The organism is Streptosporangiales bacterium (assembly GCA_009379955.1).
Lineage (GTDB): Bacteria > Actinomycetota > Actinomycetes > Streptosporangiales > WHST01 > WHST01.
Genome location: WHST01000058.1, coordinates 1 through 21672, shown reverse-complemented (window position 1 = coordinate 21672; position 21672 = coordinate 1). Strand labels below are relative to the sequence as shown.

Below are 21672 nucleotides of genomic sequence, written 5' to 3'. Positions count from 1 at the left end.
TCACGGGCCCGCCTCGCCGAGGGCGTCGGCCAGGTGGTGGAGGCGGGTGAGTACTCGCGGCAGCGCGTCCGGTTCGTGGCGGCGCTTGAACCCGACGATGAAGAACGCCGTCGCCGCGACGCACAGGGCGAGCGGCGCCGGTCCCGCGACGACCGCGGCGGCCTCGTGCAGGCGACGGGTGACACCGTCGCCGTAGCCCTCGACGTACGCCTCGCGGAGCAGGCACGCGTAGTCGACGACCCTGCTGCCCACGCCGAGCGCCATGACGTCGATGACGCCGCTGACCGTCCCGCCGTCGAGCAGGACGTTGCAGGTGTTGAAGTCGCCGTGCACCAGGTCACCGGCGGGGAGCTCGACCCGGTCGTACGCCGCGAGGAGGTCGTCGTACCGCTCGACGAGCGCCCGCCCCTCCGGGCCGAGTGCGCGGACGGCGCGCTTGTGCCCGTCGCCGTCCGCACCAGAGACCATGGCGCGGACCTGTTCGTTCCAGTCGAACGTGAGGTCCGGCGCGAGACCCGCCTGGCGTTCGAGCACCTCGACGAGCAGCGGCACGGTGGCCGGGGTCAGCGGCGTCGACGGCACCCCGGGCGCGACGTCCTGCAGGCAGTACCAGGAGCCGCCGGACGTGACCCCGCTCGCGAGCCAGGCCGGTGTCGGATACCCGGCGGCCCGCGCGCTCGCGACCGCCCCGGCGAGCTCCCGCATCCGCGGCGCCGGTAGGTCGCGTCCCCATTTCAGGACCGCCGCGGCACCGTCGCCGTCGACCACGGACCACGCGCCGCCCTGGCGGCCGCTCGGGTAACGGCCGCGGACCGTCAGCCGTCGCCCGTGCGCCGAGCCGACCTCGGCGACCAACTCCTCGACAACGGACATGCGTCCCTCCCCGTCCCCACGAGCCCGACGCGCCCAGTGAAGACGGGTGGATCACCGGGTTCGCCGCCGTGAGGGGCCGCGCCGTCCGGGTGGACCGTCACGAGATCGGCGGCCTGGAGATCCGGTCCACGAGGTCCTGGGCGACGGTCCTGAGCTTGGTGTTGCGCTGCTGCGACGTCGTCCGCAGGATCACGAACGCCTCGTCTGCGGTGCATCGCTCCCGCGCCATGAGGATGCCCTTGGCCTGGTCGATCACCCCGCGGGACTCCAGGGCAGTCGCCAGGTGAGAGGCGAGGTCGGCCTGCTCCGCTATCCGCACTCCCACCGCGAGCGCACCCGCGGCCTGGGCCGCGAACCGCTCGGCCTCCTCCCGGTCGTCCTCGGTGAAGTCGACGGCACTGATCGAGTACAGGTTGAGGACGCCCAGGGTGCGCTCGTTCATCATCAGCGGCATCGACAGCGACTTCTCCAGGCCGACCGACCGCCCCCGTGCCTGCCACTCCTTCCACCGCCCGGCCTCGTCGAGATCGGTCACCTCGACCGGCTCGCCGGTGTCCATCGCGTCCTGACCTGGACCGACTCCGGTGGTGTGCTGGATCTGGTCGAGCCGCTCGGCGAGCTCGTCGCTGCTGGCCACCGTCACCGGCTTGCCGTCGGTCCGCGCCGTCAGCCCGCACGACAGCTCGCGGTCGATCTCGTCGGCGGCCAGTCTGGCCAGCTCCTCGAGCAGCTCGTCGAGGCTCTCGGTGCCGACGAGCAGCTGGTAGACCTCGGCCACCAGCGTGGTCACCGAACCGCTCTGTTCCCCCTGATGAGCGTCCACCACTGGCTCGCCTCTCTGAACGTGCGTGTGGTGTCGAAGCCACGCGTGCTGGGAGGGCCTGCCGGTAGCTCCGCTGGTTGCCACATTTGTACCTGGTGCGGACGTCTCATGCCACCGGAAGCACACAGTGCGGTGAGAGGGTGGCCCACCACAACCGCCCCGACCCGGTGATGCTGCTCGACCTCGCATGACCTACCGGCCGGTGGCTCCGGGCCAGGCCGGGTCGCGACCGGCGAGCGCGACGACCCGGTCGAGCGGGGAGGCGTCCCGGCCGGGTTCGACTGGCGGACCGAAGAGGCCCTCGGCGGGCTCCTCGCCGGGCAGGTCGAGGCCGCCCGCCCGGGTCATGCCCTCCCAGGCGGCAGGATCGCGGCAGGCCTCGGCGAGCTCGGCGAGGCGCCGGGGGATGCGGGTCCGCCAGTCGTCACCGAGATCGGCCGCGTTGCCCGAAGGTCGCTGGTCCGGGTACGGCGGCGGACTTGCGCGCGGCGATCGTGAAGGCGAACGACAGCCCGTCGACGTGCGCGAGCAGGTCGCCGAGGGTGTAGTCCGGACACGGGGTCGGCGCCGTCAGCCGGTCGTCGGGCACGCCGGCGACGAGGTCGGCCACCCGGCGGGTCGCGGGCTCGAGATCGAGCATCATCGGCACATCCTTCCGTCGAGACAGCGACACCCCTGCCATACCTACCTGCGTCGGGGCATCGACCTTGACACCCGTCGCCGTCGCGTCCTAAGTTCCCGACGAACGGCCGTTGAAACGTTCCAACCGATGACCCGGGATCGCCATGCCGCCCGACACACTGACACCGCGCGACCCGCGCTGCGAGTTCCTCGTCACGCCGCTCGGTGTCGGCGAGCCGTGCCCGCGGCTCTCCTGGAAGCTCGAGTCCACCGAACGCGGGGCCGTGCCGAGCGCCTCGCGGGTGGTCGTCCGGGCGGACGAAAGCAGTGAGGCCGGGTGGGACACCGGCTGGATCGCCGGGCACGACCGGACGAGCGTCGCGTACGCCGGCCCGGCGCTGCGGTCCGACACCAGGTACCACTGGGAGGTCGGGCTCAGGGACGCCGCGGGTGACGACGCCGGGCGCGCGCGCTCCTGGTTCGAGACCGGGGTGCTGAGCCCCGCCGAGTGGCGGGCCGTGTGGATCGCGCGCGACACCAGGACGCTGCCGCCGATCCCCGTCCCCCAGGACCACGACCGCTCGCTGCGCTGCGAGTACCTGCCGCCGCCGTTGCAGCTGCGCCGTACGTTCACGGCAGGCGACGTGCGCAGGGCGAGGGTACACGTGACGGCGCGCGGCGTGTACCGCCTGAGGCTCAACGGCGTGCGCGTCGGACGCGACGAGCTCACCCCCGGCTGGACCGACTACGCCCACCGCATCCAGTACCAGACGTACGACGTCACCGACCTGCTCGCCGAGGGCGACAACGTCCTCGGCGCCACTGTGGCCGACGGCTGGTGGAGCGGTTTCGTCGGCATGGACGCGCGGCACCAGGCGCAGCAGTACGGCACCGCGCCGCAGTTCCTCGCGCAGCTCGTCCTCGACCGCGCCGACGGTGTCCGCGAGGTGATCGGCACCGACGGCGGCTGGCGCGAGCGGCAGGGACGCATCAGGTACGCCGACCTGCTCATGGGGCAGCAGGACGACGCGCGCCTCGACACACCGGGCTGGGACCGCCCTGGCTTCGACGACTCGGCCTGGCCGTTCGCCGTGGTCGCCGGCACCGACACCACGACGCTCACCGCGACCGGCGACGAGCCCGTACGCGTCACCGCCGAGCTGCCCGCACGCTCGGTCGTCCAGCGACCCGAGGGGTTCCTCGTCGACCTCGGTCAGAACATCGCGGGCCGGGTCAGGCTCACCGTCCGCGGGGCGGTGCCCGGGCAGCGGATCCGGCTGCGCCACGGCGAGCTGCTCGCCGACGACGGCTCGCTCTACACCGAGAACCTCCGCTCGGCCGAGGCGACGGACATCTACTACGCCACTGGCGCGGACGAGGAGGTGTTCGAGCCGGAGTTCACCACGCACGGGTTCCGGTACGTCGAGGTGGCGGGCTACCCCGGTGAGCTGCGGGCCGACGACGTCACCGGCGTGGTGCTGCACAGCGACACCACGTTCGTCGGCGAGTTCGGCTGCGACGACGACCTCGTCACCAGGCTGCAGGCCAACATCCGCTGGGGGCAGCGCGGCAACTTCGTCTCGGTACCCACCGACTGCCCGCAGCGCGACGAGCGTCTCGGCTGGCTGGCGGACGCGCAGATCTTCGCCCCCACCGCGTGCCTCAACGCCGACTGCGCTGCCTTCTTCGCGCGGTGGATGCGCGACGTCGTGTCGGGACAGGACGCCGGCGGCGCCTTCCCCGACGTGGCGCCGAAGGTCTGCGGCTGCCTGGACCGCGAGGGCGCACCGGCGTGGGGCGACGGTGGCGTGCTGATCCCGTGGCACCTCTACCGGACGTACGGCGACCGACGCGTGCTCGACCTGTCGTTCGGCGCGATGTGCGCCTGGGTCGACCACGTGCACCGCCACAACCCCGACCTCGTCTGGCGGCACCGCAGGGGCAACGACTACGGCGACTGGCTGCAGGTCGACGCGGCCACGCCGCCCGAGGTGCTGGCTACCGCGTACTTCGCGCGCTCGGCGCGCACGGTCTCGGCGGCGGCCACCGCGCTCGAACGTCCGGAGATCACCGCGCACTACGCGCGGTTGGCCGCGGAGATCGGGTCGGCGTTCGTCGAGGAGTTCGTCGGCGACGACGGCCACGTCCACGGCGGCACGCAGACCGGACAGCTGCTCGCGCTCGCGTTCGGCCTGCTGCCGGACCGGCTCGTCGACGCCGTGTTCGGTCACCTCGTCCGGTCGGTGGAGGAGCGGGGCAACCGGCTGACCACGGGATTCGTCGGCGTCGCACTGCTGTGCCCGACGCTGGCGGGGCACGGGCGCGCGGACCTCGCCCACGCGCTCCTCGCCCAGACCGCGTACCCGTCGTGGGGCTACTCCGTTGTCAACGGCGCGACGACGATCTGGGAGCGCTGGGACGCCTGGACGGCCGACCGCGGCACCCAGTCCGCGGCGATGAACTCGTTCAACCACTACGCGCTCGGCTCGGTCGGCGAGTGGCTCTACACCGGTGTCGCCGGCCTCGACCAGGCGCCGGGCTCGGTGGCGTGGCGCGAGGCCGTCGTCCGTCCACGGGTCGGCGGTGCGCTCACCCGCGCCTCGGCGGAGTACGACTCGGTGCGCGGGCGGTTCGCGTCGCGCTGGCAGGTCGACGGCGACACCTTCACGCTCGACGTCACCGTTCCGCCCGGCGCGGAGGCGACCGTGTACGTACCGACGGCCGACCCCGACTCCGTCCGGGAGAGCGGCGACGTGCTCGACGACGCACCACACGTGCGGGGCGTCGAGCGGACCGGCGAGGAGCAGGTCTGCCACGTCGGGTCGGGCCACTACCGTTTCACCGCGAGCGTCCGGCACTGACCACCGCCGTACCGGGTGGAGCGCCACCGACCCGAGCGAGGTACTCGCCGCCGTCGCGGAACCTGTAGCGGTTCACTCCCGAGCTGCGAGCACCTGCTCGCGCAGGATGTCGGCATGCCCGCAGTGTTGCGCGAGCTCCCGAAGCATGTGTGTATAGATGGCCCACAACGCGCGCGGACCTCGCCCCGTCACCTCATCGTCGAGGCCATGGTCGGCGACCAGTCGCCGTGACCGGGCGCAGGCCGCGGCGTACGCGACTCTGACGCTTTCGATGGTGTCCGCCTTGCGCAGGATGAAGGACCGGTCCGGAGTCGACGGGGCACCCAGGTCTCGCAGGCTCCGGCCGGTCAGGGCCTGGTTGAACCAGACGTGCTCGACGTAGGTGACGTGCTTGACCAGGCCTAGCAGGGTCGTGCGGGAGGGCGCGAGGGAGCGGCGTGCCTCCTCCTCGGTGAGCCCGTCGAGACTGTCGTGCAGCATCGCGCGGTGCTCGTCGAGCAGCTCATCGAGCCGCGCCCGCAGATCGCTCGTCCAGGACGGCGACACCCCATCCGGGCTCACGCCGCCGGCCCCGGCGCGTTCGCCATCGCGTCCAGAGTCTCAGTCATGCTCACCACTGCAGTATCGAGGAATCGCTCGCCGAGGTGAAGCGCACGAAACGACCTCTACGGCGTGATGTTCTGGTTCAGGTGGAACAGGTTGTCGGGGTCGTACCTCCGCTTGACCTCGACGAGACGGTCGTAGTTGGCGCCGTAGTTGACACGTACCCGGTCCTGGTCGTCGGCTGCCATGAAGTTGACGTATCCGCCCTGTTCCGAGTGCGGTGCGGTGGCGGCGTAGTAGTCGCGCACCCACGAGGTCGCCTTGTCGTCGTCTGCCTCGTCCGGCCACATCCCGGCGATCACGGTGGCGAAGTTCGCGTCCCGGTAGGCGAACGCGGTCTCGTCCGACGCGACCCGGTGGCACGCACCGTTGATGGGGTAGATATGCACGGTGGACTCCAGGGCCGGCAGCCCGGGCGCGTGTTCGAGGTGTGCGGCGATCGCGTCGTCGGTGAGCTCCTTGACGAAGTTGGCCTTCCAGTAGTGCCGGAGCCCCGGCGGAAGCAGCGGGTCGAAGGCACTGTTCAGCGCCGGGTACGGCATCGGTCCGACGTGCTCGGCCACCGTCGGCGCGACCTCGCGCAGCGGCTTGAGCGCCTGCTCGCCCTCCTCGATCGGCCCGGACCAGCACGCCACGAACAGCGCAAGCGGCTCGCCGGCGCGATTCTCGGGCACGAACGGCAGCGGCGGCGCGATCTGGAACGCGGGGAAACCACCGAACTGCTCCGGTGCCGTCGGCATGAACTGACGGTAGAAGTCCAACAGGTCCCGGGCGGCGTCCAGCTCGAAGAACATCGGACCGCCGTAGACGGTCGCGACGGGGTGGAGGGCGAACTCCATCGAGACGACCACGCCGAAGTTGCCGCTGCCGCCACGCAACGCCCAGTAGAGGTCGTCATGCTCGCTGCTGCTCGCGGTGACGAACTGACCGTCCGCCGTCACGACGTCGGCGGAGAGCAGGTTGTCACAGGACAGCCCGTGCCCGCGGGCGAGATAGCCGATGCCACCGCCGAGGGTGAGACCACTGACGCCGGTGGTGGAGATGATGCCGCCGGTCGTGGCGAGCCCGAAGGCGTGGGTCGCGGCGTTGAAGTCACCCCAGGTCGCGCCGCCCTCCGCACGCGCCGTCCGCGCGGCCGGGTCGACGCGCACACCCCGCATGGCGGAGAGGTCGACGACGACACCGTCGTCACAGGTGCCGAAGCCGGGCACGCTGTGCGCACCGCCGCGTACGGCGAGGTCGAGCTCGTTCTCCCTCGCGAAGTCGACGGCCGCCCGGACATCGCCGGCGTTGACGGGGCGGACGACGACCATGGGTCGCCGGTCGATCATCCCGTTGTAGACCCTGCGCGCTTCGTCGTAGCCGGCCGTCTCGGGGGTGATCACGTCGCCCCGCGTCCGCTCACGCAACTGCTCGATCGTCATCCCACCCATGTCACCCTCCGTGGTCGTCGGCCCTGCCGGCCAGCGTCGTTCACGGAGGGGCGAGGAACCACCGACAACACCAGGACACGCCCCTGACAAAGCCCTGACGTGATACGCCGACTGGGTCAGTCCGGCACCACGTCGGCGAAGCGCTCGCCGCTCTGCAGCCGGTCCACCAGGTCGAGGACGGCACGCGGTCCGCCGTTCGCGTCGACCCACCGGCTCACCCGGCACGCGGACCTGGCGTAGACGTCCGCGTCGTTCCCGGCGGCATGCAGCCACTCGTCGAGCGTCACCGGCAGGTCGCGACCCGGCTCGACCCGACACCGGTCCGCAGCCGACGCGGGCCGCAGGTACCGCGGGTCGCCGGACACGAGGACGGCGAGTCCCTCGTCGAACCATTGCGGCACGTCGTCGCCCGACCCGAGCCTGCGGTGCAGCTCGACGTGCGACATCTCGTGCGACGCGATGACCGGGTCGAGCCCGCGCGGCGACAGGATGACGGCACGGTTGAGCACCGCGACGCCCCGCTCCCGCCCGCCGCCGATGTGCTCGTAGCATCCGACGGTCGTGCACGCGAGCACGCGCGGTGCGCTCTCGCGCGTGCCGTAGAAGGCCGTGACGCGCGCGTTCGCGGCGGCGACAGCGGCGACCACCCGCCGCCGATCGGCCCGCGACGAGCCGTCGTCGACGTAGAGCCGGGGATGGACCTTCGTCATGCCATAGCACCAGGGACAGGAGGTGGACGCCACCACCGGGTACACCGCCACTATCGCGCCGACCGCGACTGCCGACACGACGACGAGGCCCGCGACCACCCACGGCCAGCGGCGCCGACCCGTACGCGACGACGACATCTCTCGCTACCTCGCTTCGACGAGCTCGGGTGCGTCGACATCGGTGTTGTCGACGACGAGTGTGGCGCGGCGCCGAGGCGCGCACGCGGCGACGTAGAGGCGTTGCGCCTCCACGTACCGGCGCATGCTCGGATGCCGTGGATCCGGGTTCGTGCCGTCCCTGTCGGCCATGCGACGTGCGGTCTCGGCGAACGGCACGTCGAGGAAGACCGTCATCTCCCACGCGTCGCGCAGCTCGTCGCGGTGCAGGAACAGGCCGTCCACGACCAGCACCGCCCCCGGCGGAGCGAGGTGGACGGGTGACTCGACGAGCTCGTCGGTGACGAGATCGTGCGCGACCGGACGGTAGCGGCGCGAGCCGCCGGGACCCAGCGGCTCGAGCACGTCGGCGCGCAGCCGCGCGTAGTCGAAGGAGTCGAGCCAGCAGCCCTCGGGCGAGGTCCTGCCACGCCGGTACCTGACCGCGCGCGGATGGTGGAAGTCGTCGACCGAGACGCGTACGACGTGGCGTCCGAGCTCGCGAAGCACGGTGGCGAGCTCGCCGGCGAACACGGTCTTGCCCGCGCCGTCGACACCGTCGACACCGAGGCGCACGCAGTCGTCGCCGCCCGCCGCCGGCACCCGCTCGGCGACGTCATGGAGGACCAGGGCTCGTGCTGGCGCGGGCGCCTGACCCTCGACCGTCGACACCGCGCGATTCTCCCATGGCGGGATACCGCTCCGCCGCTCCTGGCAGACGGCGGCGGATGGAAGGTCCGGATGACCCCGACCGACGGCTGTGCGTGTCAGCTCACCGGCGGGCCGGGGTGGCGGCGGCAGCGGTCCGATGTGGACGGTCAGCCAACCGGCGGCCGGTTGCGCGCCGTCGGCGTTCCGCTTGCGCGGCGGGACCAGCCGGTCAGGAGCCCAGTCGGCGCGACGCCTCGGCCACCTCGGCGGTGCCTATCGCCGTGTAGACCTCGTGCGCCTGCTCCCAGTGTCCGCGGGCTGCCGTGGAGTCACCGGCGGCGAGGCACGCGTCGCCGAGAGAGCAGAGGGTACGGGCCTCGCGGAGCCGGTAGCCGGTCTCACGGTGCCGCCGGAGCGCCTCGGTGCCGCGCTCGATCGCCTCGCCGGCACGGCCGAGCCCGACGAGCGCCGCGGTGAGCACGGTCAGCGCCGCGTCACCGGCAAGGCGTACCGAGCTTTCCCGTGCCGGAGCGAGGGTGTGCGTGGCGACCTCCAGCGCCTTGTCGTGGTCGCCGCGGAACAGGGCCGCCCAGCCGACGACGTCGAGCCAGCGGAAGTACAGCGGGTGGCCGACGAACGGCTCCATCTCCTCGGCCGACGGGGCCGTGAAGCGCCACTGCGACGGGGGTCGGCTCCGCACGTCGATCTCGGCGAGTACGGCGCCCGCCTCCACGTGGTTCTCGCGGTCGTGGTCGCGATCCGCGCCCGCCATCGCCTCGTCCGCGAGCGTTCTGGCGCAGTCGTAGTCGCCGGCATCGCACAGGCAGCGGGCGAGGTCGCACCTGGCCGTTGTAGCGGCGAGCCGGTGGTCGGACTCGTCGAACAGAGCGACGGCGTCGTCGAGGTGGGCACGCGCCTCGGCGAGCCTGCCCACCCGGCGCAGGGAGTAGCCGAGGAGGGATCGGATCCGCGCACGGCTCCCGACGTCCTCGGTGCCGTCGTCGAGCCGGAGGAGCCGTTCGCAGTCGGCCACGGCGTCGGTCAGCCTGCCCATCTCCGACTCGAGGAGCGCGAGGTTCCTGGTCATCATCGCCACGGCCGACCCGTGACCGTGTGCGGTGAAGATCTCCAGCGCCCGCTCTCCGGCGGCGAGGGCGTCGTCGTGGCGGGACGCGTTCGCGTACTGGATGCACATGTCCCGGCGGGCGATGCCCTCGCCGTAGTGATCGCCCGCGGCCGCGAAGAGGTCCGCGGCGCCGCGGACCGAGACGAGTGCCTCGTCCCGTTCGAGGGTCTCGCTCATGAGCGTCGCGTGCGCCAGGAGCATCGCCGCCCTGACACGCGGCCCTGCCTCACGCTCCGCGAGCGGCTGGGCGAGGCCGACGATGGTCGCCCATTCCGAGCGGATTCCGCTGACGTAGAGGTACTGGCGCAGCGCGTCGGTGAGGTGCCAGGCGGCCGCATACGGCCCGTGCTCGACGCAGTGGCTGACGGCGGCCGTGAGGTTGGCCAGTTCGTCCTCGATCCAGCCCACCTCGGTCTGCTCGACCATCGTCTCGTCGGGTGCCGCACGTGGCAGCCGGTACACGTTCGGGAACCGGGGGACGAGCGCGGCGTCGACCTTCGCCACGTACCAGTCGAAGAGGCGCTGTCGTGTGTCGGTGCACGCAGCGGCGCCGTCCTCGGTCTCGGCCTGGTGCCCGGCGAAGTCGCGGACCAGGTCGTGCATGCGGTACCGGCCGGGCACCTGGCGGTGGACGAGGCTCGCGGACTCGAGGATCTCCAGGTGCCGTCGCACGTCCGCCCCACCGGTGAGCGCGACGATCGAGTCGACGGTGAAGCCCGGTCCTGGTACCAGGCCGAGCTGTCGGAACACCCGCCGCGCGTCGACGTCGAGAGCTGCGTAGGACAGCTGGAACGCCGCGGTCACCGAGAGGCCGTCGTCACCGGCCCAGATGCGGTGGAGACGCCCACCACGATCCAGCTCGGCCGCGTAGTCGGACACCAGCTCGTGCGGGCTCAGCGCGAGATGCGACGCCGCGACACGCAGCGCCAGCGGCAACCGACCGCACAGCTCCGCGATCCGGCGGACCGCCTCGGACTCCGCGGTGACCCGGCCGGCGTCGGTCTGCGCCGCCAGCACCGCGGTGGCCTCGTCGAGCCCCAGCACGTCGAGTGCCAACGCCCTCGCCCCGTCGATCGCCACCAGGGAGTGCAACCGGTCACGACTGGTGACCATGACCCCGCACTCCCGCCCACCCGGCAGCAGCGGACGGACCTGCTCCGGCGTGGCAGCGTTGTCCAGCACCACCAGCACCCGCATGCCGGCCGTCGCGGACCTGAATGCCGCAGACTGCTCGTCCACCTCCACCGGCACCTCGTCGGCCGGCATCCCCAGCGCACGCAGGAACCGCGGCAGCACATCGGTCGCTTGGAGCGCCTGCTCTGCGGAGAACCCGCGCAGGTCGACGAACAGCTGCCCGTCGGGGAACCGCTCGGCAAGCAGATGGCCGACCGTCACCGCGAGCGCCGACTTGCCCACCCCTGGCGGACCCGACACCACCGCAACTGCGTGGCCGTCCCGCTCGAACCACGACAGCAGGCGCGCGACCTGCCGTTGCCTGCCGACGAACCCGAGGGGCCGCGCCGGCAGCTGACGCGGCCGCACCGACACCGTCGCGGACGTGTCACCCGTCGTCGCCGGGGACGACTCGAGCGTGCCGGTGAGGATCGCCTGGTGCACCTCGCGCAGCTCCGCACCCGGGTCGATACCGAGCTCCTCGGCCAGCCGCGAGGTGATGTCGCGATAGGCCGCCAACGCCCCCGCCTGCTGACCCTCGGCAACCAACGCCCGCATCAGCAGCGCCCACAACCGCTCCCGCAACGGGTGCGCGGCCACCAGCCGCCGCAGCTCCACGAGCGTGTCCCGCCCCCGACCGAGCGCGATCTCCCACCCCGCCATCCCTTCCACCACACCGAGCCGGCGCTCCGCCAACGCCGCCACCCCGTGCCGATGCAACACGTCCGACGCCACGTCGTCCAACGGGTCACCGCGCCACAGGCCCAGTGCCGCACGCAACCTCGCCACCGCCACCGGCAGATCGCCACGACCCTCCGCCTCGCCGGCCTCCTCGACGAGCGCGTCGAAGTCGGCGAGGTCGAGACCACACCGCGAGACGTCGACCCGGTAGCCGTTGCCGGCGCTGACGATCAGCTCCTCGCCGACCGCGCTGCGCAGCCGGTAGACGTACACCGCCAGCGACTGGCGGGCGGTCGCGATCGGCGAGTCTCCCCACACGCTGTCGATCAGCTGCTCCACCGACACCGCGCGCCCGGCCGCGAGCAACAGTGCGGCGAGCACCACCCGCTCCTTGGCCGCCGGCAACGACACCTCCCGGCCGTCGCGAGTCACCCGCAACGGCCCGAGCAGCCGGAAGTACACGCTCACCGGCTCAGTCTCCCGCGACATCCACGCCGAGGCCTCACCGACCACGCCTACACGGCGGACAACCGCGCTCACCGGTTCGAGACGACGCCCGCCTCGATGCCCCTGACGACGATGTCGAGGCCGGACTCGAACCCCGCGTCGAACTCGTAGCGCAGGCCGTCCTCGCCGAGCGCCTCGGTCACCCGGGTCAGGGCGGGTGCGGCGCCCGGCGGCAGCTGGCGTACGCGCTCGAGGAGGTCGGGTCCGAGGTCGAACGTCTCCTCCGTGCTCGACGCCTCGCCCAGCATGAACCCGTGGATGAAGTCCACGAGCGTGTTGACGCCGTCGACGACCGACCTCGGTGGCAGTCCCGCGCGCTCGAGCGCCTCGTAGAACGGCTCCCCGGCCACGACGAGCGAGTCGGACACCGCGGCGGTGTCGGACACGATCTGCAGCGCGAGGTTGCGGTGCGTGCGCAGGACACCGCGGTACGCGCGCGCGGCGTGCTTCAGGCGGTCCTGCCACGACGCGTCGTCGGTGGGCACTGTGACCGAGACCTGGGCGAACACCTCGCGCACCAGACCCGACAGCACCGCCGCCTTGCCGGGCAGGTGGTGGTAGATCGACATCGGGTTCACTCCGAGTGCCGAGGCGAGCCGGCGCATGCTCAGGGCCTCGAGCCCGTCGTCGTCAACGATGCGCAGGGCCGCCTCGAGGATCGCCTCCCGGTCGAGTCGTCGCTCCCCGGCACGAGGGCGACCGGGACGGCGTTCGCGCGGCTTGCCCCTCGCTGCCATACGCCGTATGGTATCAAAACCAGACACCGTATGATTTCAGCGAGAGGAGCATGCGCATGTCGGCATCGACGGGCAGGGTGGCGCTGGTCGCCGGCGCGACCCGCGGAGCGGGGCGGGGGATCGCCGTCCAGCTCGGCGCGGCCGGCGCCACCGTCTACGTCACCGGGCGGACGAGCGGGTCGGCGCGGTCGGAGATGAACCGGTCGGAGACGATCGAGGAGACCGCGGCCCTGGTCGACGAGGCGGGCGGGCGCGGGATCGCGGTGCGCGTCGACCATCTCGTGCCCGACGAGGTGCGGGCGCTGGTGGCGCGCATCGAGGACGAACAGGGCGCCCTGCATGTGCTCGTGAACAACATCTTCGGCGCCACCCGGATGGAGTGGGACGCGACCGTCTGGGAGTCGGACCTGGACTACGGGCTGCACTCCCTGCACGTGGCCGTCGACACCCACGCCATCACCAGTCACGTCGCGATCCCGTTGCTGCTGCGGACACCCGGCGGCCTCGTCGTCGAGGTGACCGACGGGACGGACGAGTACAACGCGACCAACTACCGGGTCTCGTTCTTCTACGACCTGGCGAAGGCGGCCGTGAGCCGCATGGCGTTCGCGCTCGCCCACGAGCTGCGCGACCGCGACGCGACCGCGACGCTGGTGACTCCGGGGTGGCTGCGTTCCGAGGCGATGCTCGAGGGGTTCGGCGTCACGGAGGCGAACTGGCACGACGCGACCGAACGGGTGCCGCACTTCGCGATCTCCGAGAGCCCGGCGTACGTCGGGCGCGCAGTGGCGGCACTCGCCCAGGATCCCGACGTGGCGCGCTGGCACGGAAGGTCGCTGTCCAGCGGGCAGCTGGCACAGGTATACGGGTTCACCGACGTCGACGGCAGCCGACCGGACGCGTGGCGGTACATGGTCGAGGTGCAGGACCCGGGCAAGCCCGCCGACGTCACCGGCTACCGCTGACGCATCGTCCGGGTGACCGGATCGATGCCCAGGGTCCGACCCGTGTACCCAATTGGTACCGAACGCTGCGGAACCCGGCAGCGCCATGTGGAATGCTGGGCGGCGAGGAACCACGGCGCATGAGGCGCCGCGGTGGGCAGGCCCGCGACGGTCGCAGGCCGTGGAGGACCGGCGATGACCTTCGTGGAGTACCTGCAGTACTACCACCAGGATCTCCTCGTGCACGGTCTCGGCCATCTCCAGGTCGTGCTCATCTCCATGGCACTGGGCACCGTCATCGGGATCGCCCTCGGCGTCGGCCTGTACCGGCGCCCCACGCTCGGCGGCGGGATCACCCGGCTGACCGGCCTGATCCTGACCATCCCGTCCCTCGCCCTGTACGCGCTGCTCGTCGGCGTCGTCGGACTCGGCCAGCCACCGGTCATCGTCGCGCTGACGCTGTACTCGCTACTCCCGATCGTGCGCAACACCATCACCGGGCTGCGGGGCGTCGACCCCGCGATCGTGGAATCGGCGACCGGCATGGGCATGAGCCGCTGGAGCCGGCTGTTCCGCGTCGAGCTGCCGCTGGCGATGCCGGTCATCGTCACCGGCGTCCGCGTCTCGACGATGATCATCGTCGGCATCGCCACTCTCGGAGCCGTCGTCAGTGGCCCGGGCTTCGGCGTGCTGATCCTCGACGGACTGCGCCGCGTCGGCAGCCCGGTGGCGATCCACGAGGCCGTGGCGGGCACGCTCGGGGTCGTCGTCCTCAGCCTGCTCCTCGACGCCACGTTCGTCCTCGTCAACCGACTGACCACGTCCCGAGGCCTCCGTGTCTGACCGCAGAGGTGGCGTCGCTACCGTCGCACCGTCGGTGTCGGCCGATGCCGGCAACGCCTTCGCGGGCCTGTCCGAGGGCCGACTCACCACGCGCAGGTCGGGGCTCACCAGGACCGGGCGCTTCGCGGCGATGCCGCTGTTCATCCTCGCGGTGTGCGCCGTCATGTACCTGTGGCTGCAGACCGCGGATCTCGACAGCATCGAGCGCCGGCTGCTCAGCGCCGAGTCGATCCAGCTGTCGGTGGTGCGCCACATCCAGCTGGTGTCACTGTCGACCGTCATCGTCATCGTGGTCGCGGTGCCGCTCGGCATCCTGCTGACCCGGCCGTTCGCCAGGCCGACGGTCCCGTTCTTCCTCGCGCTCGCCAACTTCGGCCAGGCCGTCCCGACCCTCGGCGTGCTCGTGCTGCTCGCCTTGACGTGGGGCATCGGCTTCAAGGGCGCCATCGTGGCCCTCGTGCTCTACGCCGTCCTGCCCGTCCTGCGCAACACGATGGTGGGGCTCCGGCAGGTCGACCCGGACGTCAAGGAGGCCGCGACGGCGATGGGCATGGGCAAGCTGCGGGTGCTGTTCCGCATCGAGCTGCCCCTCGCGGTGCCCGTGATCCTGGCGGGCATCCGCACCGCCCTGATCATCAACGTCGGCACGGCGACGATCGCCGTACTGACCAACGCGGGCGGCCTCGGCCAGATCGTCTACTCCGGCATCGTGCAGAACCGGATGCCGGTCATCATCGCGGGCAGCATCATGACCGCGTTGTTCGCACTCGCCGTCGACTACGTCGCCGGTGTGATCGAAGAGCTGTTGACCCCGAGGGGGATCTGACGGCATACGGAAACGACGTACACGGAATAGGACAAGCCATGCGACGTCAATCACGAGCAGTTCGAGGATGGGCTGCGGTCGTCGTGGCCGCGTTCAGCCTGGCCGCAGTCGCCGGATGCGGCGGTGGTGGCGGCGAGGGCGCCACCGAGGCCGACGAGGGCTCGCTCGCGAGCTCGGTCGACCTCTCCGGCGTGGAGGTCACGGTCGGGTCGAAGGAGTTCACCGAGCAGGTGCTGCTGGGCAAGATGCTCGTCCAGACCCTCGAAGCCGCCGGCGCGACGGTCAAGGACGAGACGAAGCTGACCGGCACACCGGTCGTCCGTGCCGCACTCACCAGCGGCAAGGTCGACCTCTACTACGAGTACACCGGCACCGGCTGGATCAACATCCTCAAGAACACCAAGCCCGTCGCCGGATCCGACGCGCAGTTCGAGGCCGTGAAGAAAGCCGACGCCAAGAACAACATCGTCTGGCTGGCACCGGCGAAGGCCAACAACACCTACGCCCTCGCCGCCAACCAGGACGCCGTGAAGAAGTACGGCGTGAAGTCCGTCTCCGACTACGCCGCGCTGGCGAAGAAGGACCCCGCGGCCGCCAACCTGTGCACCGCCTCGGAGTTCATCAGCCGCGACGACGGCCTGCCAGGCGTCGAGAAGACGTACGGCTTCAAGCTGCCGCGTAACCAGGTCAAGCAGCTCGACTTCGGCCTCGTGTACGAGACCGTCGGCAAGGGCGACCCGTGTGACTTCGCGGTCGTCTTCGCGACCGACGGCCAGATCGTCGGCAAGAAGCTCACCGTCCTCCAGGACGACAAGGGCTTCTTCCCCGCGTACAACATCGCCGTGACCATCCGCAAGGAGGTCTACGACAAGAACTCCGCGGACTACGACAAGCTCTTCACCGGTCTCAGCAAGCTGCTCACCGACAAGCAGATGAGCACCCTCAACGCACAGATCGACGTCGACGGCCTGCCCGTCGACAAGGTCGCCGAGGACTTCCTCAAGGAGAAGAAGGTCATCTGACCTGCTGCGGCTACACCGCTTCCTCGCGTCCGTAACCCGTGAGGGGCACCCTCACCGTGTCATGACACGGTGAGGGTGCCCCTCACGGCGTTGTGCTGTCGGCCCGACACGTCCCTCAGAGCGAACGCCAGAACCGGCAGCGGTGCTCGGCGGCGACGTTCACCGGACCGCTGCGCTCGCTGTGGAACGACAGGGCGACTCCGTCGCGGTAGCGGGTCCAGCCGCTGCCCGGCCTGCCGGTGTGTGCGAACGCCGTCCACTTGGCGATCAGGTCGTCCGCCAGTGCCTGCCTCGCCTCGGAGAACGGCGGCTTGGGCGGGCCGGGCAGGTAGCTGTCGAAGAAGTAGGGGATGTCCGCACCGTGTGACGACAGGAGCGGCATGTCACCTTCGACGTCGTCCGTGGGCTCGGCGAACTCGTAGGCGTACACCGGCGCCCGGCGGTTCGCCGCGGCGTCGTACGGCAGCTGCGAGCACGCGCCCACCAGCCCGCCCTCGTCGGACAGCGCGGTCGCCAGCGCGATGCTGGGCGAGGCGAAGTCGGTGTGCGGGTACTCCGCGAGCACCTTCCCCGCGTCGCCGCCGAACGTCTTCTCGACGACCGTCGGGTACTGCGCCGCGGTGATCGGCTTCCCCGCACCGTCGTACTGCTGGGCGACGTGGGCACGCATCTCCTCGCGGGTGCCGCCGTGGATCAGCGGCACGTCGTTCGCCAGGCCGGTGCGCGCCGCCGCCAGCGGTTGCAGCGGGATCGGCGAGGTGCCGGACGTGGGGACCCAGGGCGCGCTCGCCACGTTCCTGAACGCTCCGATGCCGTCGAAGTACAGCTCGGCGATCTTCTCGACCGGCACGTCGCGCAGGCAGGCCGCGACGTCGTCCACGTCCTTGCAGCCCAGGTCGGCGGCGGCGACACGTCCGCGCCTGTCGGCCTCGCGACGGGTGAGGAAGTCGTTGCCACACGGCGAGCTGTGCACGATGGCCTTGTCGAACAGGCCGCGCGCGGCCGGCGAGGAGAGCTGTGCGCAGACGCTGAACCCGCCCGCGGACTCGCCCCACAGCGTGACGTTGCGGTCGTCCCCGCCGAACGCGGCGATGTTCTTCCGCACCCACCGCAGCGCCGCCTGGTGGTCGGCGATGCCGAAGTTGCCCGCGTACGGGTCACGCAGCGAGGCGTGTCTGAGGAACCCGAGCGCGCCGAGCCGGTAGTTCACCGTCACGACGATCACGTCGCCACCGGCGGTGACCCGGCGCGGGTCGTAGCCGACTCCCGAGCCGCCGACGAACCCGCCGCCGTGCAGGAAGACCATCACCGGCAGCGGCTTGTCCGCGCCACGCGGGACGTGGATGTTCAGGTTCAGGCAGTCCTCGCCGCCCTGGAACGTCGGCGGGGCGTCCGGCGGATACCGGTAGACCTGCGCGCACCACTGACCCGGCTCGGTCGCGTCGCGCACGCCGTCCCACGGCTCGTTCGGCCGCGGCGCGCGCAGCCGCAGGTCTCCCGCGGGAGGCTTCGCGTAGGGGATGTTCTGGAAGATCCGGTGGTCGGGGTCCACGGTGCCGCGGACGGCACCGTCGGCGGTGCGGACGATCGCGTCGTCCGCGGTATCGGGGGCGGCGGCGGCCGGGCCTGCGAACGTGGCGACCATCGCCACGACCGCGGGGAGGACGCCAAGGAGGGAAAGCCGTCGTGATCTGCTCATGCCGCCACAATCGCGTTCCGCGCCGGCCCGAACGTCCCCAGTGCGTCGTATCCAGGCCTACGGTCCTCGACGTACGCACGCGACCGACCTGTCGTCCACTACCGTCGGTGTCATGGACCGAGACGGTGTGATGCGGTGGGTGGACGCCTACGTGCGGGCCTGGCGCGAGGACGACGTCGAGGCGGTGACACGGCTGTTCACCGAGGACGCGCGCTACCTGACCTCGCCGTACGAGGAGCCACTCGTCGGGCACACCGGTATCCAGGGCTTCTGGCTCGACGACCAGGGGCATACGTTCACGGCCACCGCGGAACCGGTCGCCGTGGCCGACCTCGACGCGGTCGTCCGCCTCGAGGTGCGGTACGGCGACCCGGTGGACCAGGAGTACCGCGACCTGTGGATCCTCCGCTTCGCCGCCGACGGCCGGGTCGAGCATTTCGAGGAGTGGGCGTACTGGCCCGGCAGGCCGTACGGTGCCGGAGCCGAGTGATCACAGCGTCTTCTCGAACCAGTGATCGGCGTACGGCTCGTCGTTGAACGCGGCCACCTCGCGGTAGCCCGCCGCCCGGTACAGGCCGATCGCCTCGGTGAGGTCCCGGTTGGTCTCCAACCGCAGGACGCGGACGCCCTGGGCGGCCGCGTGTGTCTCGAGCTCGGCGAGGAGCCGCCGGCCGAGTCCGAGACCACGGACCGCCGATGCGACCCACATCCGCTTGAGCTCGGCCGACGCATCGTCGTGGAACTTGAGCGCACCGCACCCGACCGGCTCGGAGTGCAGTGAGGCGACCAGGAGGAGCCCCACGGGCGACGAGAGCTCCTCGTCGCCCGCGGAGATGCTCTGCGCAGGATCGAAGCCGCCGTCGAAGCGGCTCGCCAGCTCGTCGAAGTACGCCCGCATGCAGGCACGCGCGTGCCGGTGCCGCGGGTCGCACACACCGACGTCGACCGTCGAGGCGACGAGGAGCCGCTCGACCTCGGCCATCGCCGCGACCAGGCGGGTGCGCTGGCGCGGGTCGAGCAGCTCGAGAATCGACGTGGCCGTTTCGTCGGACCGCCGGTCGAGCACCTCCCACTCGCCCACCCCACGATCGGTGAGGTACGCCGTGCGTACGCGCCCGTCGACGCCGCTCTGGTGCACCGCGACGAGCCCGTCACCCTCCAGCGACCGCAGCAGCCGACTCAGATACCCGGAGTCGAGATCGAGCCGCGAACGCAACAGCCTGACGTCGCAGCCGTCGCTCCCGATCTCCCACAGCACGCGCGCCTGCCCGAGCGGCCGGTCACGCGACAGGAAGGCGTCGTCGAGTGCGCCGACCCGCTGCGTCACGGTCCGGTTGAACCGCCGCACCTGCTCCACCATGCCGACGTCCATTCTCTGACTATAGTCAGAGATCACCGGCGCGTACCCACCCGGATGCCCAGCCGGCGCGGGAGGTCCGCGCCGACCCGTGCCCACAGCGGCGCTCTCGTCGCCAGGTCGGCGCTGCGCTCGACGCGCATGACCGCGGCCCGTACGCACCGTCCGCCCAGGTAGCGCAGCGGCTCGGGCGGCAGTCGCGGGGCGGTCCTGCGGCAGATCGGCAGCGCGGTCCACTCGTCGCGCTCGCCGGTGACGAGGGACGCGAGAACCTGGCCGACGATCCACGACGGGTTCACGCCGTGGCCGGACAGGCCCATGGCGTAGTGCACCCGGGTCCCCGGCCTGGTCCCGACGACGGGGGCGTGGTCGGACGCCATGTCGATGGGGCCGCCCCACGCGTGGGTGAACCGGACGCCGGCGAGCTCGGGGAACATCTGCCGGAAGTCGTCCGCCATCCGCACGACCGTCGGGGCGTCCTCGCTCAGCGCCCGCGGGTCCCCGCCGCGGAACCCGATCGGCCCGGAGCCCGACTCGACGCGGTGGGCCCGACCGGCAGCGTCGACGGTGTCGACCTCGCACCGGCCATGGTCGCGCTGACGTCCGCGGACATCGAGAAGCGTGGCGTCGCGAACGCACGGGTCCGCGTCGGCGACGCGGCGGCGCCCGACTTCGCACCCGGCGGCTTCGACGCCGTGCTCGGCGGCTTCATGATGTTCCTGCTGCCCGATCCCGCTGCGGCGCTCGACGCGTACGCCTCCCTGCTGGTGCGCGGCGGACGTCTCGCGTTCAGCACCTACGGACAGCGTGACCAGCACGACGCCGCACGCGCGATCCTGCGGCGGTGGGCCGGTGACCCGCCTCCCGCGCGGGTCAAGGACGTCTTCGACGACCCGGATGCCATCGCCGAGCTGCTGGCGTCGCACGGCTTCCGCGACATCGACGTCGCCGCGGTCGAGAAGACGACCAGATTCGAGACCCTCGACCACTGGTGGGCGTGGGCCTGGTCGGTGGCGTTCCGCTCCTCACTGGAGAGGATCCCGCGTGACCACGTCGAGGACGCACAGGCGGAGGTCGCACACGCCCTCGCCGACGCGCGCCGCGACGACGGGTCGTACGAGACAGTGACGGGAGTCCTCTCGTCGGCCCGGTGCGCGAGCACGCGACCGCAGTCGTCGTACACCTCCGCCGCCCGCACCCGCCGCGCCACGGCGAGGATCCGGCGTCCCCGCCGTGGAGCCTGCACGACCACGACCTCCTCGGCCTGGTCCCCCGCCGCCGTCGTGGATGTCGGTGTGGTGGCGGGTGCAGACCAGGGCGGTGTTGTCGATGTCGATGGGGCCGCCGTGGGACCACCAGGTGAGGTGGTGCGCTTCGGTGTACTGCGGTGGCGCGTCGCACCCGTGGACCACACAGCCGCCGTCGCGGGCGACCAGTGCCCGACGCAGCGCTGGTGGGGCGAGGCGCTTGTTCCGGCCGTAGTGCAGGACCTCCCCGTGGTGCCCGAACACCGCGAGGGCGGCGTCGGCCTGGCACGCGGTCTTCAGCAGTTCGTAGACGGAGACGGGTTCACCGTTGTTCAACCACGCCACGCCTGACCGCTGCTCCAACTCGGCGAGGGTGATGGTGGCGATGACCTGCGGCCGGTACCCACCCGAGGTGGGCATGTCCGGGTGCCCGAGAGCGAGGGTGGCGAGCTGGCCGAGTGCCTCGGCGCGGCGGCGCGATGCGGTCCGCAGGTCCGGGGTCCCGTCGGCTTCGGGTTTCGGCTTGGCGAGGGCTTCCACGGCGAGGGTGACGGCGTTGGCGGTGGGGGCGTCGAGGCGGCCGCGGAGGGCGTACATGCCGTGCAGGTCCGCGGTGATCGTGAACTGCTGGCTCTCCCGCTGCTCCTTCTCCGTCGCCAGGACCCCGTCGGGGTCCAGGCACGCGCCCAGGTGTTTGGCCGCACACCGCAACCGCGCCGGATCCAGCTCAGTCGCGGTCTGCACCAGCCGGGCCTCCGCCGCGGCACGGGTCGGGTCGT

18 protein-coding genes and 2 pseudogenes are annotated in these 21672 nt (G+C 71.6%); 7 read left to right on the top strand and 13 right to left on the bottom strand.

Going from position 1 to position 21672, the window contains the following annotated elements:
* From GEV10_17705 to GEV10_17695, 3 genes and pseudogenes are all read right to left on the bottom strand, one after another.
* A complete protein-coding gene (locus tag GEV10_17705; GenBank protein MQA80289.1) occupies positions 1 to 873 on the bottom strand; it encodes a phosphotransferase in 873 nt (290 codons plus the stop codon).
* Between the two features lie 97 nt (positions 874 to 970).
* Positions 971 to 1885 (bottom strand): ANTAR domain-containing protein, encoded by a 915-nt coding sequence (locus tag GEV10_17700; GenBank protein MQA80288.1) that lies wholly within the window; start codon positions 1883 to 1885, stop codon positions 971 to 973.
* 3 nt (positions 1886 to 1888) lie between these two features.
* Positions 1889 to 2336 (bottom strand): annotated as a pseudogene (locus tag GEV10_17695) (maleylpyruvate isomerase family mycothiol-dependent enzyme).
* A 145-nt stretch (positions 2337 to 2481) separates the two neighbouring features.
* On the opposite strand from GEV10_17695, the gene GEV10_17690 reads away from it, so the two are divergent.
* Complete coding sequence (locus GEV10_17690; protein MQA80287.1) at positions 2482 to 5178, top strand: Bacterial alpha-L-rhamnosidase; 2697 nt, start codon at positions 2482 to 2484, stop codon at positions 5176 to 5178.
* Positions 5179 to 5250: 72 nt separating this feature from the next.
* On the opposite strand, the gene GEV10_17685 is transcribed toward GEV10_17690, so the two are convergent.
* The 6 genes from GEV10_17685 to GEV10_17660 all read right to left on the bottom strand — a co-directional run bounded on the left by GEV10_17685 (position 5251) and on the right by GEV10_17660 (position 12955).
* Positions 5251 to 5724, bottom strand: a complete 474-nt coding sequence (locus GEV10_17685) for a DUF664 domain-containing protein (GenBank protein MQA80286.1) — start codon at positions 5722 to 5724, stop codon at positions 5251 to 5253.
* A 119-nt stretch (positions 5725 to 5843) separates the two neighbouring features.
* A complete protein-coding gene (locus GEV10_17680) occupies positions 5844 to 7214 on the bottom strand; it encodes an FAD-binding protein (GenBank protein MQA80285.1) in 1371 nt (456 codons plus the stop codon).
* A gap of 116 nt (positions 7215 to 7330) precedes the next feature.
* Positions 7331 to 8062, bottom strand: a complete 732-nt coding sequence (locus GEV10_17675; protein MQA80284.1) for a hypothetical protein — start codon at positions 8060 to 8062, stop codon at positions 7331 to 7333.
* Between the two features lie 6 nt (positions 8063 to 8068).
* Complete coding sequence (locus tag GEV10_17670; GenBank protein MQA80283.1) at positions 8069 to 8710, bottom strand: uridine kinase; 642 nt, start codon at positions 8708 to 8710, stop codon at positions 8069 to 8071.
* A gap of 250 nt (positions 8711 to 8960) precedes the next feature.
* Entirely contained in the window at positions 8961 to 12200 is a 3240-nt protein-coding gene (locus GEV10_17665; protein ID MQA80282.1) for a tetratricopeptide repeat protein, read from the bottom strand.
* Positions 12201 to 12247: 47 nt separating this feature from the next.
* Positions 12248 to 12955, bottom strand: coding sequence for a TetR family transcriptional regulator (locus tag GEV10_17660; protein MQA80281.1), 708 nt, complete (start codon positions 12953 to 12955; stop codon positions 12248 to 12250).
* A 50-nt stretch (positions 12956 to 13005) separates the two neighbouring features.
* On the opposite strand from GEV10_17660, the gene GEV10_17655 reads away from it, so the two are divergent.
* From GEV10_17655 to GEV10_17640, 4 genes are all read left to right on the top strand, one after another.
* A complete protein-coding gene (locus GEV10_17655) occupies positions 13006 to 13920 on the top strand; it encodes an SDR family oxidoreductase (protein MQA80280.1) in 915 nt (304 codons plus the stop codon).
* A 174-nt stretch (positions 13921 to 14094) separates the two neighbouring features.
* On the top strand, positions 14095 to 14742 hold the full coding sequence (locus GEV10_17650; protein MQA80279.1) for an ABC transporter permease subunit: 648 nt from the start codon (positions 14095 to 14097) through the stop codon (positions 14740 to 14742).
* A gap of 130 nt (positions 14743 to 14872) precedes the next feature.
* Positions 14873 to 15568, top strand: coding sequence for an ABC transporter permease subunit (locus GEV10_17645; protein ID MQA80278.1), 696 nt, complete (start codon positions 14873 to 14875; stop codon positions 15566 to 15568).
* Between the two features lie 38 nt (positions 15569 to 15606).
* A complete protein-coding gene (locus GEV10_17640; protein MQA80277.1) occupies positions 15607 to 16590 on the top strand; it encodes a glycine/betaine ABC transporter substrate-binding protein in 984 nt (327 codons plus the stop codon).
* Between the two features lie 115 nt (positions 16591 to 16705).
* On the opposite strand, the gene GEV10_17635 is transcribed toward GEV10_17640, so the two are convergent.
* Positions 16706 to 18289 carry a carboxylesterase family protein gene (locus tag GEV10_17635; GenBank protein ID MQA80276.1) on the bottom strand — a complete coding sequence of 528 codons (1584 nt, stop codon included), beginning with the start codon at positions 18287 to 18289 and terminating at the stop codon, positions 16706 to 16708.
* Between the two features lie 112 nt (positions 18290 to 18401).
* Between GEV10_17635 and GEV10_17630 the strand changes: the two genes are divergently transcribed.
* Entirely contained in the window at positions 18402 to 18779 is a 378-nt protein-coding gene (locus GEV10_17630; GenBank protein ID MQA80275.1) for a hypothetical protein, read from the top strand.
* On the opposite strand, the gene GEV10_17625 is transcribed toward GEV10_17630, so the two are convergent.
* Complete coding sequence (locus GEV10_17625; GenBank protein MQA80274.1) at positions 18780 to 19661, bottom strand: GNAT family N-acetyltransferase; 882 nt, start codon at positions 19659 to 19661, stop codon at positions 18780 to 18782.
* 20 nt (positions 19662 to 19681) lie between these two features.
* Positions 19682 to 20104, bottom strand: a complete 423-nt coding sequence (locus tag GEV10_17620) for an FAD-dependent oxidoreductase (protein ID MQA80273.1) — start codon at positions 20102 to 20104, stop codon at positions 19682 to 19684.
* An 84-nt stretch (positions 20105 to 20188) separates the two neighbouring features.
* Between GEV10_17620 and GEV10_17615 the strand changes: the two genes are divergently transcribed.
* The gene (locus GEV10_17615; GenBank protein MQA80272.1) at positions 20189 to 21244 is read left to right on the top strand and encodes a methyltransferase domain-containing protein; all 1056 of its coding nucleotides are present in this window, start codon (positions 20189 to 20191) and stop codon (positions 21242 to 21244) included.
* Here the strand turns inward: GEV10_17615 and GEV10_17610 are convergent.
* Positions 21068 to 21672, bottom strand: a pseudogene (locus GEV10_17610) (DUF222 domain-containing protein). The gene GEV10_17615 and the pseudogene GEV10_17610 overlap by 177 nt on opposite strands.

What these genes read in the sequence shown, in the direction of transcription:
- GEV10_17630 (MQA80275.1), top strand. Translation starts at nt 18,402, where the DNA reads ATGGACCGAGACGGTGTGATGCGGTGGGTGGACGCCTACGTGCGGGCC.
- GEV10_17640 (MQA80277.1), top strand. Translation starts at nt 15,607, where the DNA reads ATGCGACGTCAATCACGAGCAGTTCGAGGATGGGCTGCGGTCGTCGTG.
- GEV10_17645 (MQA80278.1), top strand. Translation starts at nt 14,873, where the DNA reads ATGCCGCTGTTCATCCTCGCGGTGTGCGCCGTCATGTACCTGTGGCTG.
- GEV10_17680 (MQA80285.1), bottom strand. Translation starts at nt 7,214, where the DNA reads ATGGGTGGGATGACGATCGAGCAGTTGCGTGAGCGGACGCGGGGCGAC.
- GEV10_17660 (MQA80281.1), bottom strand. Translation starts at nt 12,955, where the DNA reads ATGGCAGCGAGGGGCAAGCCGCGCGAACGCCGTCCCGGTCGCCCTCGT.
- GEV10_17675 (MQA80284.1), bottom strand. Translation starts at nt 8,062, where the DNA reads ATGTCGTCGTCGCGTACGGGTCGGCGCCGCTGGCCGTGGGTGGTCGCG.
- GEV10_17655 (MQA80280.1), top strand. Translation starts at nt 13,006, where the DNA reads ATGCGCATGTCGGCATCGACGGGCAGGGTGGCGCTGGTCGCCGGCGCG.
- GEV10_17700 (MQA80288.1), bottom strand. Translation starts at nt 1,885, where the DNA reads ATGCGAGGTCGAGCAGCATCACCGGGTCGGGGCGGTTGTGGTGGGCCA.
- GEV10_17705 (MQA80289.1), bottom strand. Translation starts at nt 873, where the DNA reads ATGTCCGTTGTCGAGGAGTTGGTCGCCGAGGTCGGCTCGGCGCACGGG.
- GEV10_17665 (MQA80282.1), bottom strand. Translation starts at nt 12,200, where the DNA reads ATGTCGCGGGAGACTGAGCCGGTGAGCGTGTACTTCCGGCTGCTCGGG.
- GEV10_17690 (MQA80287.1), top strand. Translation starts at nt 2,482, where the DNA reads ATGCCGCCCGACACACTGACACCGCGCGACCCGCGCTGCGAGTTCCTC.
- GEV10_17635 (MQA80276.1), bottom strand. Translation starts at nt 18,289, where the DNA reads ATGAGCAGATCACGACGGCTTTCCCTCCTTGGCGTCCTCCCCGCGGTC.
- GEV10_17650 (MQA80279.1), top strand. Translation starts at nt 14,095, where the DNA reads ATGACCTTCGTGGAGTACCTGCAGTACTACCACCAGGATCTCCTCGTG.
- GEV10_17625 (MQA80274.1), bottom strand. Translation starts at nt 19,661, where the DNA reads ATGGACGTCGGCATGGTGGAGCAGGTGCGGCGGTTCAACCGGACCGTG.
- GEV10_17620 (MQA80273.1), bottom strand. Translation starts at nt 20,104, where the DNA reads ATGGCGGACGACTTCCGGCAGATGTTCCCCGAGCTCGCCGGCGTCCGG.